This is a genomic window from Rhodococcus sp. NPDC078407 (assembly GCF_044542515.1).
Lineage (GTDB): Bacteria > Actinomycetota > Actinomycetes > Mycobacteriales > Mycobacteriaceae > Rhodococcoides.
The window spans coordinates 23,672-38,095 of sequence record NZ_JBITUQ010000026.1 but is presented as its reverse complement, the minus strand read 5'-3'; the positions used below and the strand labels follow the sequence as shown (position 1 = coordinate 38,095).

The following is a 14,424-nucleotide window of genomic DNA, read 5'->3' as shown; positions in this document are numbered from 1 at the left end:
GCCCTCCGACAGCCTGCACGGATCAGCGCCCGATAAGGTGTGAGAAACGCACCGTTTCCGCCGAGCAGTACATGTCAGGAGCCTTGTCGATGGGTTTGTTCCGTAAGCGTAAGGGTCGTGCCACTCGCAAGGCAGAGGCCAAGGCTCTCAAGCACAAGGCCACGCTGGAAGCGAAGCTCGGCGCGAAGAACGAGCGCAAGCAGCTGAAGTCGATCGCCAAGGCGCAGCGCAAGCTCAGCGCGGTCGAGGCCAAGTCGCAGAAGAACGTGGAGAAGGCGCAGGTCTCGGCTCTGCGGGCGCAGCAGAAGGCGGCGGCCACGGGCACACTCAGCGTGGCTCAGATCCGCAAGTACCTCGGTATCGCTCGTCTGCTGCTGCCGGTGCTGGCTCCCATCGCCTACCGCGCGGCCACCGTCGTCCGGGGGCAGCTGGACAGCCGCAAGGCACAGCAGCTGGGTGTCGCGCCGGATCAGCTCAGCGAGTACAGCGGCCACGGCGGCAAGCTCAGCGCCCGCATCGCCGGAGCCGAGAAGTCGCTGGACACCATCGGGGCGCGACACCCCGACCCCGAGACCAAGAGTTTCGGTGCCGCCATCAGCGAGCGCCTGGACGATCTGACGACCGCAGTGCGTGCATCCGAGCAGATGCCGCCTGCCCGTCGCAAGACCGCCCACGCGGCCATTTCCGCCGAGCTCGACGGCATCGAAGCCGATCTGCTGGCCCGCCTCGGCGTTCGCTGACCCACTGCTCACACGATGACCGACGCCTCCGCCGCACCTCTGCGCGGCGGAGCTGTCGGTAGCGTCACCGCCACTCTCGCGGTTGCCGCACACGGCATCGCCGGCGGTGGTTATCCCCAGGGATCGGCACTGGCTCTGCTGATCGTCATCAGCATCGGTGTCGGTGCCATGACAGCGGTACCGAGACGGTCGACGGTCCTGCTGCCCGCCCTGATGGGTGGTCAGCTTCTCGCCCACATCGCACTGAGCCTGAGCGACATGTCCGGCATGGTGCACGATCACTCGCTCCTTCCCAGTGCAGCGATGATCGCCTTCCACGCCGCCGCATCTGTGGTCGCCGCGCTGCTGATCGCCGCCGCCGAACGCCTCTACGGACCGATCACCTCCATCGTCCGCGCCGTTCTCGCGCTCCTCACTCCCCTGCCCGACGGTTCCGCCGTCGGCCGCGTCCGGTTCTCCGTCGCGATGCCGTCGGTACACGGCATCGACATGGACTGGGCCATTTCTCGTCGTGGACCCCCGGTGTCTCGGTACTGACCGACATCCTTTTCCACATCTCTGCACAGAAATGACCCAATACTCATGAAGAGCTCTCTTTCCCGTGCCCTGTTCGTTTCCGGGACGACCGTCGGCGCGTTGCTGATCGGCGCAGGTGCAGCATCGGCACACGTCGTCGTCTCTGCTCCCGACGCCGAGCAGGGCGGCTACTCGGTTCTGACGTTCCGTGTTCCCACCGAATCCGATACCGCCTCGACCAACTCGGTCAAGGTGACCTTGCCCGGCCTCAATTCTGCTCGCACCCAGCTCATTCCGGGCTGGACATCCACCGTCGAGAAGGACTCGGCCGATCTCGCGGTGACGGTGACGTGGACGGCGAATCCCGGTGCCGAGGTCGGGCCCGGCCAGTTCCAACAGTTCCTGCTCTCGGCGGGTCCGCTGCCGGAGGAGGACACCGTCTCGTTCCCCGCCACCCAGACCTACACCGACGGTGAGGTCGTGAACTGGGACGAGCCGATGACCGAGGACGGTAGCGAGCCCGAATTGCCCGCGCCCACCCTGACTCTCGCCGCGGCCAGCGGCGAGGCTCACGGCGGCACCCACTCGGAGACGACCGAGACCGCCGAGGCATCCTCGGAGGCGTCGTCCTCCGACAACACCGCTTCTGACAACACCGCTTCTGACAACACCGCCCGGTGGATTGCCGGAGCCGGTCTCGTTCTCGGTGCCATCGGTGCCGGCCTCGGCATCGGCGCAACCGTCCGGAGCCGACGCTCATGAGGGTGCTGGCCTTCACTACGAAGACACTGGTCGTCGCGGCCGTAGCACTGCTGTCTCTACTGATCGCAGCCCCCATGGCGTCGGCGCACTCGCAGGTCACCGGATACAGCCCGGCCGACGGTTCCTCGCTCGACGCGTCTCCGGGCACGGCCTCGGTCTCGTTCAACGAGGTGCCGCAGTCGCAGTTCGCGACACTGAACGTCGTCGGACCCGACGGCAACATCTGGTCCGAAGGTGACGCGCGCATCGAAGGCCAGAGCGTCGTCGTCGACGTCGGCGAGCTGGGACCGGTCGGCGACTACACCCTCGCCTATCGCATCACCTCGGCCGACGGTCATCCGGTGAGCGGCACCGCGACGTTCACGCTGACTCAGGAAGGTTCGGGCACGCCCGGGGCACCGGCCGACGCGTCGGCCACCTCGGACGAGTCCGAGGGCGGGTTCCTCGGCGGCTACGGTCGGATCGTGCTGATCGTGGTTGCGGTTCTGGCCTTCGCTGGTGCGTTGGGGTTTGCCCTGCGTAAGCCGAAGACGCGGAAGTAGAACCGACGTGGCTGCGGTGAGCGGGAGGAGCGCTCGGCTCGTGCTCGCCGCCGCGGCCTCGGCGGTGGTGGGGGTCGCCGTTGCGTTCGCACTGGCGTACCCCACCCTTCCCGATGGGTCCTCGTGGGTACGCGTGATCGCGGTGGCAGCAGGTTCGGTGGTGCTGGGTTTCGGCGTTCTCGCAGTGATGGACGACAGTTCCGATGCCCGACGCCACGCCGTCGACCCGCAGGTGAGGTGGCGCGCGATCGGATTTCTCGCGGGCCTGTGGGCGGTTGCCGAGTTCGTGGTACTCGTCGCGGCCGCGGCCGAATCCGCCGGCCGATCACCGCTGACGTTGTCGCCGAGCGTGTTCGCGACATTCGCTACCGAGATCTCGGTCGGCCGACTGGGTACGGCGACGGTTCTGCTGGCCCTCACCCTATGCGCCATCGGAGTGGTCGGGTATCGCCGCCGGGCAGACTGGTCTCCCGTTCCGGTGATCGTGTTGGCTTCCCTCGCACTGGTCGCGCGGCCGATCACAGGCCATATGTCGCAGTTCGCCTTCGGCTCCATTGCCGTTGCGGTACATGTTCTGTGCGCGTCGGTATGGCTGGGGGTGCTGGGGGCGATGGCGCTGAGCCTGCGGAGTAAATCGGCCTGGGCGACGCTGCTGCCGATGTATTCCACCGTCGCCTTCTGGTGTGTTCTCGGCGTCGCCGCAACCGGCGTGTTGGATGCGGTGCTCAAACTGGACGGCATCGGTGCCGCGGTCGAGACCGGTTACGGCCGAGTCGTTCTCGCCAAAGTTGTCGTCACGGTGATTCTGGTCGCGGTGGCTCACCGTTTCCGCCGAACGTGGTTGCCCAGCGTGGCCGGGCACAGGTCCACCGTGGAGTACTCGGTGGGCCGCGCGGCCGCGCACATCTGCGTCCTGGCGGTGGCCTTCGGTCTGGCTGCGGCGCTGGCGACCACGGCATGAACGAGTCTGTCGGCCCCCTGTACTAGCCTGAGTGCATGCCGAAGTTGACTGTGGTGCCGAGTGGTTCTGCGGCGTCCTCGGTCGAGAGCATCCCCACGGTCGCAGAGTTCTTCGCCGGCATCGGTCTGGTCCGAATGGGATTGGAGCAGGCCGGTTTCGAGGTGTCATGGGCCAACGACATCGAGCGCGACAAGCATCACATGTATCGCCAGCACTTCGGTGATGATGCCGGCCATTTTCAACTCGGCGATGTTGCTACCACCCGCGGTCATGATCTGCCCGAGGGTCTGTCGTTGGCGTGGGCGTCGTTTCCGTGCACCGACCTGTCGTTGGCCGGTGGCCGGGCCGGGCTCGCGGGCAAGAACTCGTCCACCTTTCGGCATTTCACCCGGGTGCTGGGTGAGCTCGGTGCCGCGCGCCCCGAGGTGGTGGCGCTCGAGAACGTCGTGGGGCTGGCAACGAGTCACGGCGGCGACGATCTCGCTGCAGCGGTCCGCGAGCTCAACGAGCTCGGCTACTCGGTCGATGTCCTCACCATCGATGCTCGACGCTTCGTCCCGCAGTCGCGTCCGCGCCTGTTCTTGATCGGCGCGCAGAATCCGCCGGAGGATGCTCGCGATCCCAACAGTGAACTCCGGCCCGATTGGCTGCAGGCGGTGTACGGCGATTCGACGTTGCTGACGCACCGGGCACCACTGCCGAGTCCGCCGATTCCGTTGACCAGCGGCTTGAGCGACCTCGTCGAGCGCATGGACTACCGCGATGCACGATGGTGGGATGCCGAACGCACGGCGGCATTCGTGCAGTCGCTGTCACCGATTCAGTTGCAGCGCATCGACATTCTCAAGAAAGCACGCAAGGTCAGCTACCGCACCGCTTATCGACGCACCCGCAACGGCGTGGCCGTCTGGGAGGCTCGGCCCGACGACATCTCGGGCTGCCTACGCACCGCACGCGGCGGCTCGTCGAAGCAGGCGGTGGTCAAAATGGGGAACGGCCGCTTGCAGGTGCGATGGATGACGCCGGTGGAGTACGCCCGGCTGATGGGTGCCGGCGACTACACCCTCGACGGTCTGCGAAACAATCAGGCGCTCTTCGGCTTCGGTGATGCCGTCTGCGTCCCCGTGGTCGCGTGGCTCGCCGAGCACTACCTCATGCCGCTCGTCACCGGGACACTGAGCGCATCGAATTCGGCTGTGACACATGTCCAGTCACGGTAAGTCCTCGCTGCGGGCGTCCGCGGTCGCGCCGCGCAAGAGCACCCTGCCGGCAGACGACGTGCAGTCCTTTCGTACGGCTCTACGAGAAGTGTTGAGCGAGAAGGACGATCAGGGTCGCGTCTGGTCGGCAGCCAAGTGGGGCGTGTACGCGTTCTACGATTACGACGGCGAGCCGATCTATGTGGGACAGACCAAGGAGAAGCTCAGCGTCCGGGTGCAGCGGCATCTGACCAACCAGCGGACCGACGCCGTTGCGATGCGAGTGCTCGACGTGTTCGAGGTCGCGGAGATCGAGATCTGGCCGCTGTGGCAGTACGAGGATCTCAAGAAGTCCGATGGCGCAGAGCATTTCCGCGCTGCCGAGCGAGATCTCAATGCCCACGAGTACACGGCCTACCTCGAGGCCATCGACAAGTCACGGCACAAGGCGATCCTCAACGAGAAGATCCCGCCGGTCTCGGAACCCATCACGCTCCCCGCGTCGCTGCGTCGGTCGTTGATCTCCGAGCAGACCCGCCGAGAGCGCGGCCACCCCGATATCCGCATCGCACGCCGCGCCGAAACCATCTCGCGGCTCGCTGCTGTCACTCGCGAACGAGGCGAGGTGTCCGAGGGTCTTCGACGCGTCCTCGTGGTGCAAGCAGTGCGCCTGGCGTACCTGTCGGCCGAGCGACTCGCCTACGTGGAGGGACACCCGATTCCCGATCCCGCCGCGATCGACGTCACCGCGCTGGTCGGCTCTGTGCTGCACGAGCGGAGCGAGCCGGAAGACACAGAACCCGACGGCGAGTTGGACCTGTTCAGCGACTACTGACTCGTCTCGCCGTAGGCTCGCATCGTGCCGCTTCCCCCTCACGTTGCCGACCTCACCAGCATCGACCTGCTGTTGTCGGTCGCGGAGCTCGGCAGTATCGGGCGAGCGGGCCGGGCTCACGGCATGTCGCAACCGGCGGCGAGTTCACGCATCCGTGCGCTGGAACGGCGCGTCGGGGCACCGTTGCTGAGACGAGGCGCACGCGGAACGGTGCTGACCGAGTTCGGCGAGCTCGTCGCGAGCTGGGCAGCGCCAGTCGTCCGATCGGCGGAAGACTTGGCGACGGCGATCGCCACGCTGCACGCCGAGCGCGTCGGACACCTGCAGATCGCTGCGAGTCAGACTGTCGCAGAGTATCTTCTGCCGCGCTGGCTGGTCACGCTCCATACGACTGCCCCGCATCTCGTGCCGACACTGAGTTCGGGCAATTCCGCCGTGGTTGCCGACAAGGTGCTGGCCGGTGATGCAGACGTCGGATTCATCGAAAGCCCTGCCGTGCCTTCGTCTTTGGACCATCGAACCGTGGCCACCGACGAATTGGTACTGGTAGTGGCACCGGGGCACGAGTGGATCAGCACCCCGCCGTCGGCCACCGACATCGTCGCTACCGCATTGGTCACCCGCGAGACCGGATCGGGGACGCGTTCCGCGTATGAAAATGCCGTGGCCGCAGCGGGTCTCGGGCAACCGGCAGCCGCGCTTCTCGAAGTCTCGTCTACCACCGCAATCAAGTCGGCCGTCGGCGCAGGAATCGGCGGTGCCGTACTCAGCTCGTTGGCCGTCGCCTCGGAACTGGCCGCTGGAACTCTGATGCGCATCCCCATTCCAGGACTGACATTACGCCGTGAACTGCGGGCGATCTGGCCGTCCGGACGCGTCCCGACGGGGCCGGCCGCAGACCTGCTGACAGTCGCGGCGACGCCACAGCCATAAGCCCGCATTATGAGTAGGGAACATTTCGCTACCTACCGGGGATGATCCGCAACGCGCACGCTGAAAGCATGACCGTGACCGTTCCCGCCCCGATCTCCACAGAAACCGACACGCACCGCCGCACCTTCGAGCACATCACCCCCAACTGGTTCGCCGCAGTGATGGGGACCGGCATCGTCGCCACCGCGGCGGCCACTTTGCCCGTGCAGCTCCCTGGGCTCCACGTCTTCGCCGTGGCGGTGTGGGTGATTGCGGCTACAGCGCTGGTCGTGATCGGTGGAGCCTTCGCGCGGCATTGGATGAGCCACCGCGACCGGGCCGTCGCCTATGCCCGGCACCCGGTGATGGTGCAGTTCTACGGAGCCCTGCCGATGGCGATGCTGACGGTCGGCGCGGGAGCAGGCCTTCTTGGATCCGATCTGCTCGGATCCGCCGCAGCGGCCGCACTGTTCGCTGCGCTGTGGATCGCGGGGACGATTGCCGGCCTGCTCGCCAGCGTTGTCGTTCCATATCGGATGATCACCGCTGCCGATCACACCGACACCGCAGCCCTGCCGGCGTGGCTGATGCCCGTCGTCCCGCCGATGGTGTCGGCGTCCACCGGAGCTTTGCTGCTCCCCCACCTGCCCGACGGCCAGTGGCGACTCGCTCTGCTGTGTGCCTGCTACGCGATGTTCGGCCTGTCGTTGATCGTCGGCATGATCACCATGACATTGATCTACGGACGCCTACTGCACGGCGGGCTGCCACCAGTCGATGCGACTCCGACCGTGTGGATCACGCTGGGGTTGATCGGTCAGTCGATCACTGCGGCGAACCTGCTCGGCACCGACGCGTCGATGGTGTTCACCGGTGCACAGTCGTCGATCGCCGTCGGGTTACACGTGTTCGGCATCGGCTACGGGCTGATCATGGGCGGCTTCGGCGTTCTGATGTTCACCCTCGCGACGGCTCTCACCGTGCACGCGGTGCGCCGAAACATGGGGTTCTCGCTGACGTGGTGGTCGTTCACTTTCCCCGTCGGCACCTGCGTCACCGGAGCCGCAGCACTGGGACGTGCGCTGGACTTCGGAGCGCTACAGGCCCTGGCCGTTGCCCTCTACGTCTTACTCCTCACAGCGTGGATGACCGTCGCCACCCGCACCGTTCGAGGTGTCCTACGAGGAAACCTGCTGCGTCCCAATTGAGCTCACATGTGCGCGAGCACGTTCACCACATTGCCGCTCGCGTCGCGGAAGAAGAACCGACGCACGCCCCACTCCTCGTTGGTGATCTCGTAGACGATCTCCAGGTGGGCATCCACCGCAGCCCGATAGGCCGAGTCCACGTCGTCCACCTCGATGGACGCCGACGGGTTCACCGGTCCGGTGGGGTCGGTGGTGATCAGGCTCAGCTGCGCCGAACTGTCTCCAGCCGGAGCCAGTGTGGCAATCCCACCGTGGTTCATGACGACCTCCATGCCGGTGACCTGGACATACGCGTCCAGCGTCGCATCGAGATCGGTCACCGTGAGCAGGGGCATCGCGCGCACAACGTCCATGTTCGGACTGTATCCCCCCGAAAGCGTCCCCGCGGGGACGTTCTCGACGAACATCTCGCGCAGGGGAGACGATGTTTCGATGCTGCCGATCAAGGGTGACGCTGGCCGACGTCGAACCCGTGGTGTGGCGGCGGGCTGGGAGGACAGACACCTGCACACGAGTACGACTTCGGTGACGGATGGACACACCGCCTGTTCGTCGGGCAAGGGAGTCGGCAGTCATGTGTCTGACGGTGAGCGTCTTTCGGCCAGGACAGTAGCGAGCTGACCGACACGTTCGCGGGCTGGCTCTGGGGCGAGTATCTCGATGTGGTCGCCGGAGGAGCTGACGCACCGACTCGATGTCGGGGTAGCGGACGACGACGGTGCACCAGCAGTTTTCCGCGTCGGAGACATCGTGGATGAGGGTTCCGAGTATGCGCCGCGCCAGGTCGACGCCACTCTTCGGTAAGCGGACTGCGAGGCTCACGCGACCCTGTCCGTCGGTGCATCCTTCAGTGCGGCCCATCTGGTTCGAAGGGTTTCGCCGGGCTTGAGAGTGGCCGCGAATCGGCTCCCCACTTTCGGATATATGCCTCCGATCGGAAGCCGGAATCCATATCTGGGGAGCCGATCCTCGATCCAGCTCGAGCGCTGTGAGCCACCAGACAGGAATATTGTTTGCTTAGCGCATGTATGTATATATATGGTTGCAGACAGCAAGTAATCGAACAGTACGTAATCGAACTCAGTGTTGGAGTACTCATGGCAGTTCAATCCACGACGGCGGAGTCGCTGGTCGAAGAGGTTTTCCTCTTCGGGCGCACGCTGAAGCGGGCCGTGACCACCGGAGTCGAGGATTCGCCCTTACCGCAAGCGCTGACCGGAGTTCTGGCCATCCTGGCGGCCGAAGGTGAATGCAGACAGACCGACCTCGCCAGCAGGCTCTGCGTCAGCCAGTCCGCCCTCAGCCGGCAGATCGCGGACCTCGTCGACCTCGGCTACATCGATCGACATCCGGATCCGGACGACAGAAGAGCGTCCAGGGTCTGCGTGTCGGACGAGGGCCAGGCTCGACTGAAACAGATTTGGGACAGACGAGCTCGTCGCCTGGCCGAGATGTTGAGCGAATGGAGTGAAACCGAGGCGCTCGACGCCCTCGATTCCATCCGCAAGCTCAACGACACGTTCACCGAAGACGCCCACGCCCAGCACCAGGACGTGGCCCGTATTGAATTGATTGCGAGATAACACATGACCACCTCATCCGGCGCGGAGAATCCGCCCAATACGGCAGTCGTCGATCCCGACGCGATGTCGCACCGCCAGATCCTCGAAGCCCTCACCGGCCTGCTGGCCGCGCTGTTCACCGCACTGCTCAGCACCACCATCGTCTCGACGGCGCTGCCCACCATCATCGGTGACCTGCAGGGCTCGCAGACCGCGTATGCCTGGGTCATCACCACCGCGCTGCTCGCCAACGCCGCGTCCACGCCCATCTGGGGCAAGCTCGCCGACCTGTTCAACAAGAAGGTCCTGGTTCAGAGCGCCATCGTCATCTTCGTCATCGGCTCGCTGATCGCCGGCTTCGCACACAACGTTCCGGTGCTGCTCGCCGCACGCGTGGTGCAGGGCATCGGCATGGGCGGTCTGACGGCACTCGTCATCGCCATCATCGGCACCATCGTCTCCCCGCGTGATCGCGGTCGCTACTCGGGCTACACCGGCGCTGTCATGGCCGTATCGATGTCCGGCGGACCCATCCTCGGCGGCGTCATCGTGGACAGCCCCCTCGGCTGGCGCTGGTGCTTCTTCGTCTGCGTGCCGCTCGCTGTCGTCGCCCTCGGTCTGCTGCAGAAGACACTGCACATCAAGACCGTCCGCAAGGACAACGTCTCCATCGACTGGCTCGGCGCACTGCTGCTCACCGCAGGCGTTTCCGTTCTCCTCGTGTGGGTTTCGTTCGCCGGCAAGGCGGACTACTACGACTGGATCTCCCGTGAGACGGCGTACCTCGTCGGCGGCGGAGTTGCGTTGCTCGTCCTGACGATCATCGTCGAGGCTCGGCACAAGTCGCCGATCATCCCGCTCAAAATCGTCACCGAGCGCACGACGGGACTCGCCATCGTCGCGTCCATCGCCGTCGGTGTCGGCCTCTTCGGAGCCACGACCTTCCTCGGTCAGTACTTCCAGACCGCTCGCGGCTACACCCCCACCGAAGCCGGATTGCTTTCCATCCCACTGGTGTTCGGCATGCTCGTCGCCTCGGTGGGCTCCGGCCAGCTCATCACCAAGTTCGGTAAGTGGAAGCCGTTCATCGTCACCGGCTCGGTTCTGCTGGTCGTCGGATTCCTGCTCCTGGGCACCATCGATCACGCCACCAGCCTGGTCACGGTCGGCATCTTCATCACCATCGTCGGCCTCGGTACCGGCATGCTGATGCAGAATCTCGTTCTCGCAGTGCAGAACACGGTGAGCGTGCAGAACGTCGGTGCGGCATCGTCGACGGTTGCCTTCTTCCGTACCTTCGGCGGCGCGATCGGTGTCTCGGTTCTCGGTTCGCTCCTTGCAACCCGAGTCGCCGAGAAGTCGGCCAGCGGACTGGCTCAGCTCGGCGTGGACAGCTCGCAGAGTGGTGGTGGATCGCTCGACCTCACCTCGCTGCCCGCACCGATCGTCAGCGTCATCCGCACCGCCTACGGTGACGCGACCGGACGCATCTTCATGATCGCCGGCTTCGTCGCGATCGTCACCCTGATCGCAGTGATCTTCATTCCCAACCGCCCTCTGCGCCAGACGATCGACATCGCCTCGACTCCCCCAGCAGGACCGGTGGACGAGACCAAGGATCAGCTCGCCGAGATCCCGTCCTCGAGTGCAACCGAGGAGTACGTCACGGCCGGGTACCAGGGCGAGTACGAGGGTCGCCACGAGGCCCAGCCCGGGCAACGTCCCTTCGAGGGCCTGAGCACCGACGCACGTGATCGCCTGCTGTCCTTGCTGCTGCCCGAGCCGACAGACACCTTGGCCGCGCTCGACGAGGCCGAGACCATTCGCGCCGAAGTTGTTGCACTGCAACAGGAACTCGATGCCAAGATGATCGACTTCGACGCAGTGTGCGAGCGGCTTCGTCGCCTCGGACTCAGCGAGGACCAGATTGCACGGGTGTTGGGAGACAACCACATTCCCGACAGTCGCAATCACTACGCACACGCCGGACTGAACGGCCACAGCGTCAACTAGTTCGTCTGCGACAACAAGCCCCGCACCCCTTCTGGAGTGCGGGGCTTCGTCGTTCCCCCTATGCTGGTGCGACACTCGAACCACCAGTTCGGCGAAAGAACCTCCATGACCCGTCGCTTCCCCTTCTCCTTCGTCGCGGCGGTACTGGCAACGGCTGTTGCCTGCACGGCGTGCGCAACCGAGGAGCAACCGCCTATGGCCGGCACCCCGATCGACGGTGCCACGGGAGCGGCACCTGGTCTGGCATGGGCACTCTCGCCCGCTGACCTCGGTGTCCCGGACGGGCAGTTCCGCGATCCCGTGCGCGGTAGCACCACCGACTCGGCCGAATCCGGATCCGTCTCCGACGGGTCGACGGTCGTCACTTTCATCGGCCGTCAGGATGGGCGGGAGTACGTCGACGCCAACCTGGTGGGTCTCGACACAGCCGATGGAGCAGAGCGTTGGCGTGTTTCCGCGGACGACATCGACGGTTGCGGCGAGGAATTCGTCGACGGCCACATCGTCTGCTATCGCAGCAACAGTGGGTCGAATTCCGAGATCGTCACCGTCGACGGCGAGTCCGGAGAGTCGAGCACGCGGGACGCACCATTTGCCATCATGAATCTCACTACGACCGACGGCCACGTCTACACCCTGCATCGCGGGAACGAGGGCAATGAGCCGACGGTATCGCGCGGCACCGCAGACTCCCTCGACGCAGACTGGTCGGCGCAGTTCGATTCGGCGAACCCGCAGTCGGTCTCCACACTGCACACGGAGAACGGAATCGGACTGTTCGACGACGATCAGGGCCTGTTTGCGTTCGATCTCGAGTCCGGCGACAACCTCTGGGCCAGAACGGCTCCCGACTGCGCACGTTCCGGCGCTGCCGCGCTCGATGGCACGGTACGGGTGGTACGGGCGGACTGCTCGGATCCCAGCGCAGTCACGGGCTCCGAAATCGTCGGCACCGATGGATCTGTGCTCGCGGCAACGGATTCCGTCACCGTTCAGCAACCCTCATTCGATTCGCCGTCGGAGACCGGACCCCGGCTGCTCGGTACCGGCGGCTACGAGCCGTCGAATCCCGATCCGGTCTGGGTCGAGGACAGTCTCCTCTGGGCTGTTCCGGACGGCATCTCCGAGCCCGCCGCGAAGTTCCTGTCCACGAACGGACTTGCGTATGCCGTCGTGGGGTCGGTGGCTCTGGCCCGTAACAACGACACGGCAACGGAATTCGCCGTGGACCTCGGCACCGGAGCCACGGTGTGGAGTCGGGAGTCGGACGGATACGCCGAGGTCGGCGCGGTGGACGGTGACGTCGCCACCCTGTTCGGCCCGGATGTGTTGCGGGGCCTGGACGTCAGAACCGGGAACATCGTGTGGGACATCCCCACAACGGCGTTCGACGACGAGGGAATCGATATGCAGGCGTGGCCGACGCTGAACCGAGTCGATGCCGACTCGATCTACAGCAGGGCACTGAGCATCTCGGTTCTACGACAAACGTAGAACTCCCCCGTCGTCGACGGTGGTTTTGTCTACCCGTGTTCTAGCAGACTGCGGCCCTACCGACCGGGGACGTACTTGAGCGCCTTGATGAACGGCGGCATGATCTTCGCCCACAACTTCGGCGGAAGTCCGCGCGGCCCACCGAGGTTGAGCAGGCGGGTCGTCGCGATGGTCTGCGGTTCCGTGTACTTGAGCAGGCCCTCGGTACCGTGCCGGCGACCCATCCCGGACACGCCCATGCCACCCATCGGCGCACCGGTGGTTCCCCACGTCGGTGCATAACCTTCGTCGACGTTCACGGTGCCCGAATGCAGCCGCGCCGCAATGGCTTCGCCCTGCGCTTTGGTCTTCGCCCACACACTGGCGTTGAGTCCGTATTCGGTGTCGTTGGCCTTCTCGATCGCCTCGTCGACGTCGGCGACGGGGTAGATCGACACCAGCGGCCCGAAGGTCTCCGTCGCCGCGCACTCCATGTCCTCGGTGACGTTCGCCAGCAGCGTGGGCTCGTAGAACAGCGGGCCAATGTCCGGGCGGGCCTTGCCGCCGGCGACGACGGTCGCACCCTTGACCTTGGCGTCGTCGACGTGCGCCGACACGGTCTTGATCTGGTCCTCGGAGATGAGGCTGCCCATCTCGATGCCGAATTCGTAGTCGGCTCCGAGGGTCATCTTGCGCACCCGCTCGCCGAACTTCTCGGTGAATTCTGCGGCGATCGACTTCTCGACGTAGATACGTTCGATGGAGATGCAGAGCTGGCCGGAGTTGGAGAAGCAGGCACGGACTGCCGCGTCGGACACCTCCCGCAGGTTGGCACCCTTGGCGACGATCATGGCGTTCTTGCCGCCGAGCTCGGCGGAGAAACCGATGAGTCGACGACCCGCCTGTTCGGCGAGCAACTGACCGGTGGCTGTGGAGCCGGTGAACATGACGTATTCGGTGTTCTCGACGATGGCGGTGCCCACGACCGAGCCGGGGCCGGGAACCACGGCGAACAGGTCGCGGGGCAGACCGGCCTTGTAGAGCAGTTCGACGCAGGCCAGTGCGCAGTACGGGGTCTGGCTGTCGGGCTTGAGGACCACGCCGTTGCCGGCCAGCAGCGCCGGGATCGCGTCGGACACCGCGAGGGTCATCGGGTAGTTCCACGGGGAGATGATTCCGACGACGCCCTTGGGCTGGTAGCGGATCCGAGTCTTCGTCAGCACGGGCAACATGCCGGAGACCTTCTTCGGGGCCAGCAGCTTCGCTGCCGTACGGGCGTAATGCCGAGAGGTCATCGCGATGTCGAGGACTTCCTCGAGGGCCGCAGCGCGGGACTTGCCGGTCTCTGCCTGCGCCATGTCCATCAGTTCTTCGCGGTGGGCGAGCACCAGGTCGCGGTAGCGGTGGAAGATTTCGGCTCGCTCGGACACCGGCCGCTTGGCCCAGGCGACCTGAGCTGCGCGTACGCGCGCGATGGCTGCCGTAGCATCTGCGGCGGTGCCGACCGGGATGGTCGCCAGTTCCTTACCGGTGAACACCTCGGTGATCGTCTTGGTCGGCCGCGATTCGGCGTCGGGAAAGGCGATGAGATCAGCGAGCCGGGAGAAGGTCGCAGTGGACGGAGCAGGCATTTTTGCATCCCTACTGAAGAGTAACGTTTGGATTGACAGACAACCTACCCCGTCTTCGGCTCACTTCACA

General features: G+C 65.3%; 14 protein-coding genes. 12 read left to right on the top strand and 2 right to left on the bottom strand.

Going from position 1 to position 14,424, the window contains the following annotated elements:
* The first annotated feature begins 89 nt into the window (after positions 1–89).
* From ACIGGF_RS21385 to ACIGGF_RS21345, 9 genes are all read left to right on the top strand, one after another.
* A complete protein-coding gene (locus tag ACIGGF_RS21385; protein ID WP_397523165.1) occupies positions 90–740 on the top strand; it encodes a DUF6474 family protein in 651 nt (216 codons plus the stop codon).
* A 15-nt stretch (positions 741–755) separates the two neighbouring features.
* Complete coding sequence (locus ACIGGF_RS21380; protein WP_397523164.1) at positions 756–1,277, top strand: hypothetical protein; 522 nt, start codon at positions 756–758, stop codon at positions 1,275–1,277.
* Between the two features lie 45 nt (positions 1,278–1,322).
* Positions 1,323–2,018, top strand: coding sequence for a YcnI family protein (locus ACIGGF_RS21375; protein ID WP_397523163.1), 696 nt, complete (start codon positions 1,323–1,325; stop codon positions 2,016–2,018).
* The gene (locus ACIGGF_RS21370; RefSeq protein ID WP_397523162.1) at positions 2,015–2,560 is read left to right on the top strand and encodes a copper resistance protein CopC; all 546 of its coding nucleotides are present in this window, start codon (positions 2,015–2,017) and stop codon (positions 2,558–2,560) included. Before ACIGGF_RS21375 ends, ACIGGF_RS21370 begins: the two co-directional genes overlap by 4 nt.
* Positions 2,561–2,576: 16 nt before the next feature.
* A complete protein-coding gene (locus ACIGGF_RS21365; protein WP_397523161.1) occupies positions 2,577–3,521 on the top strand; it encodes a CopD family protein in 945 nt (314 codons plus the stop codon).
* Between the two features lie 35 nt (positions 3,522–3,556).
* A complete protein-coding gene (locus ACIGGF_RS21360) occupies positions 3,557–4,741 on the top strand; it encodes a DNA cytosine methyltransferase (protein ID WP_397523160.1) in 1,185 nt (394 codons plus the stop codon).
* A complete protein-coding gene (locus ACIGGF_RS21355) occupies positions 4,725–5,555 on the top strand; it encodes a GIY-YIG nuclease family protein (RefSeq protein ID WP_397523159.1) in 831 nt (276 codons plus the stop codon). Before ACIGGF_RS21360 ends, ACIGGF_RS21355 begins: the two co-directional genes overlap by 17 nt.
* A gap of 24 nt (positions 5,556–5,579) precedes the next feature.
* Positions 5,580–6,488 carry a LysR family transcriptional regulator gene (locus ACIGGF_RS21350; protein ID WP_397523158.1) on the top strand — a complete coding sequence of 303 codons (909 nt, stop codon included), beginning with the start codon at positions 5,580–5,582 and terminating at the stop codon, positions 6,486–6,488.
* Positions 6,489–6,556: 68 nt separating this feature from the next.
* A complete protein-coding gene (locus ACIGGF_RS21345) occupies positions 6,557–7,675 on the top strand; it encodes a TDT family transporter (RefSeq protein WP_397523157.1) in 1,119 nt (372 codons plus the stop codon).
* 2 nt (positions 7,676–7,677) lie between these two features.
* On the opposite strand, the gene ACIGGF_RS21340 is transcribed toward ACIGGF_RS21345, so the two are convergent.
* Entirely contained in the window at positions 7,678–8,028 is a 351-nt protein-coding gene (locus tag ACIGGF_RS21340) for a VOC family protein (RefSeq protein ID WP_397523156.1), read from the bottom strand.
* A 744-nt stretch (positions 8,029–8,772) separates the two neighbouring features.
* Between ACIGGF_RS21340 and ACIGGF_RS21335 the strand changes: the two genes are divergently transcribed.
* From ACIGGF_RS21335 to ACIGGF_RS21325, 3 genes are all read left to right on the top strand, one after another.
* On the top strand, positions 8,773–9,258 hold the full coding sequence (locus ACIGGF_RS21335) for a MarR family winged helix-turn-helix transcriptional regulator (protein WP_397523155.1): 486 nt from the start codon (positions 8,773–8,775) through the stop codon (positions 9,256–9,258).
* Positions 9,259–9,261: 3 nt separating this feature from the next.
* The gene (locus ACIGGF_RS21330; protein ID WP_397523154.1) at positions 9,262–11,250 is read left to right on the top strand and encodes an MDR family MFS transporter; all 1,989 of its coding nucleotides are present in this window, start codon (positions 9,262–9,264) and stop codon (positions 11,248–11,250) included.
* A gap of 105 nt (positions 11,251–11,355) precedes the next feature.
* Positions 11,356–12,744, top strand: a complete 1,389-nt coding sequence (locus ACIGGF_RS21325) for a PQQ-binding-like beta-propeller repeat protein (protein ID WP_397523153.1) — start codon at positions 11,356–11,358, stop codon at positions 12,742–12,744.
* A 56-nt stretch (positions 12,745–12,800) separates the two neighbouring features.
* On the opposite strand, the gene ACIGGF_RS21320 is transcribed toward ACIGGF_RS21325, so the two are convergent.
* Positions 12,801–14,354, bottom strand: coding sequence for a succinic semialdehyde dehydrogenase (locus tag ACIGGF_RS21320; RefSeq protein WP_397523152.1), 1,554 nt, complete (start codon positions 14,352–14,354; stop codon positions 12,801–12,803).
* Positions 14,355–14,424: the final 70 nt, after the last annotated feature.

Coding starts and splice junctions, on each gene's coding strand:
- ACIGGF_RS21385 (WP_397523165.1), top strand. CDS start 90: ATGGGTTTGTTCCGTAAGCGTAAGGGTCGTGCCACTCGCAAGGCAGAG.
- ACIGGF_RS21380 (WP_397523164.1), top strand. CDS start 756: ATGACCGACGCCTCCGCCGCACCTCTGCGCGGCGGAGCTGTCGGTAGC.
- ACIGGF_RS21375 (WP_397523163.1), top strand. CDS start 1,323: ATGAAGAGCTCTCTTTCCCGTGCCCTGTTCGTTTCCGGGACGACCGTC.
- ACIGGF_RS21370 (WP_397523162.1), top strand. CDS start 2,015: ATGAGGGTGCTGGCCTTCACTACGAAGACACTGGTCGTCGCGGCCGTA.
- ACIGGF_RS21360 (WP_397523160.1), top strand. CDS start 3,557: ATGCCGAAGTTGACTGTGGTGCCGAGTGGTTCTGCGGCGTCCTCGGTC.
- ACIGGF_RS21355 (WP_397523159.1), top strand. CDS start 4,725: ATGTCCAGTCACGGTAAGTCCTCGCTGCGGGCGTCCGCGGTCGCGCCG.
- ACIGGF_RS21345 (WP_397523157.1), top strand. CDS start 6,557: ATGACCGTGACCGTTCCCGCCCCGATCTCCACAGAAACCGACACGCAC.
- ACIGGF_RS21340 (WP_397523156.1), bottom strand. CDS start 8,028: ATGGACGTTGTGCGCGCGATGCCCCTGCTCACGGTGACCGATCTCGAT.
- ACIGGF_RS21335 (WP_397523155.1), top strand. CDS start 8,773: ATGGCAGTTCAATCCACGACGGCGGAGTCGCTGGTCGAAGAGGTTTTC.
- ACIGGF_RS21330 (WP_397523154.1), top strand. CDS start 9,262: ATGACCACCTCATCCGGCGCGGAGAATCCGCCCAATACGGCAGTCGTC.
- ACIGGF_RS21325 (WP_397523153.1), top strand. CDS start 11,356: ATGACCCGTCGCTTCCCCTTCTCCTTCGTCGCGGCGGTACTGGCAACG.
- ACIGGF_RS21320 (WP_397523152.1), bottom strand. CDS start 14,354: ATGCCTGCTCCGTCCACTGCGACCTTCTCCCGGCTCGCTGATCTCATC.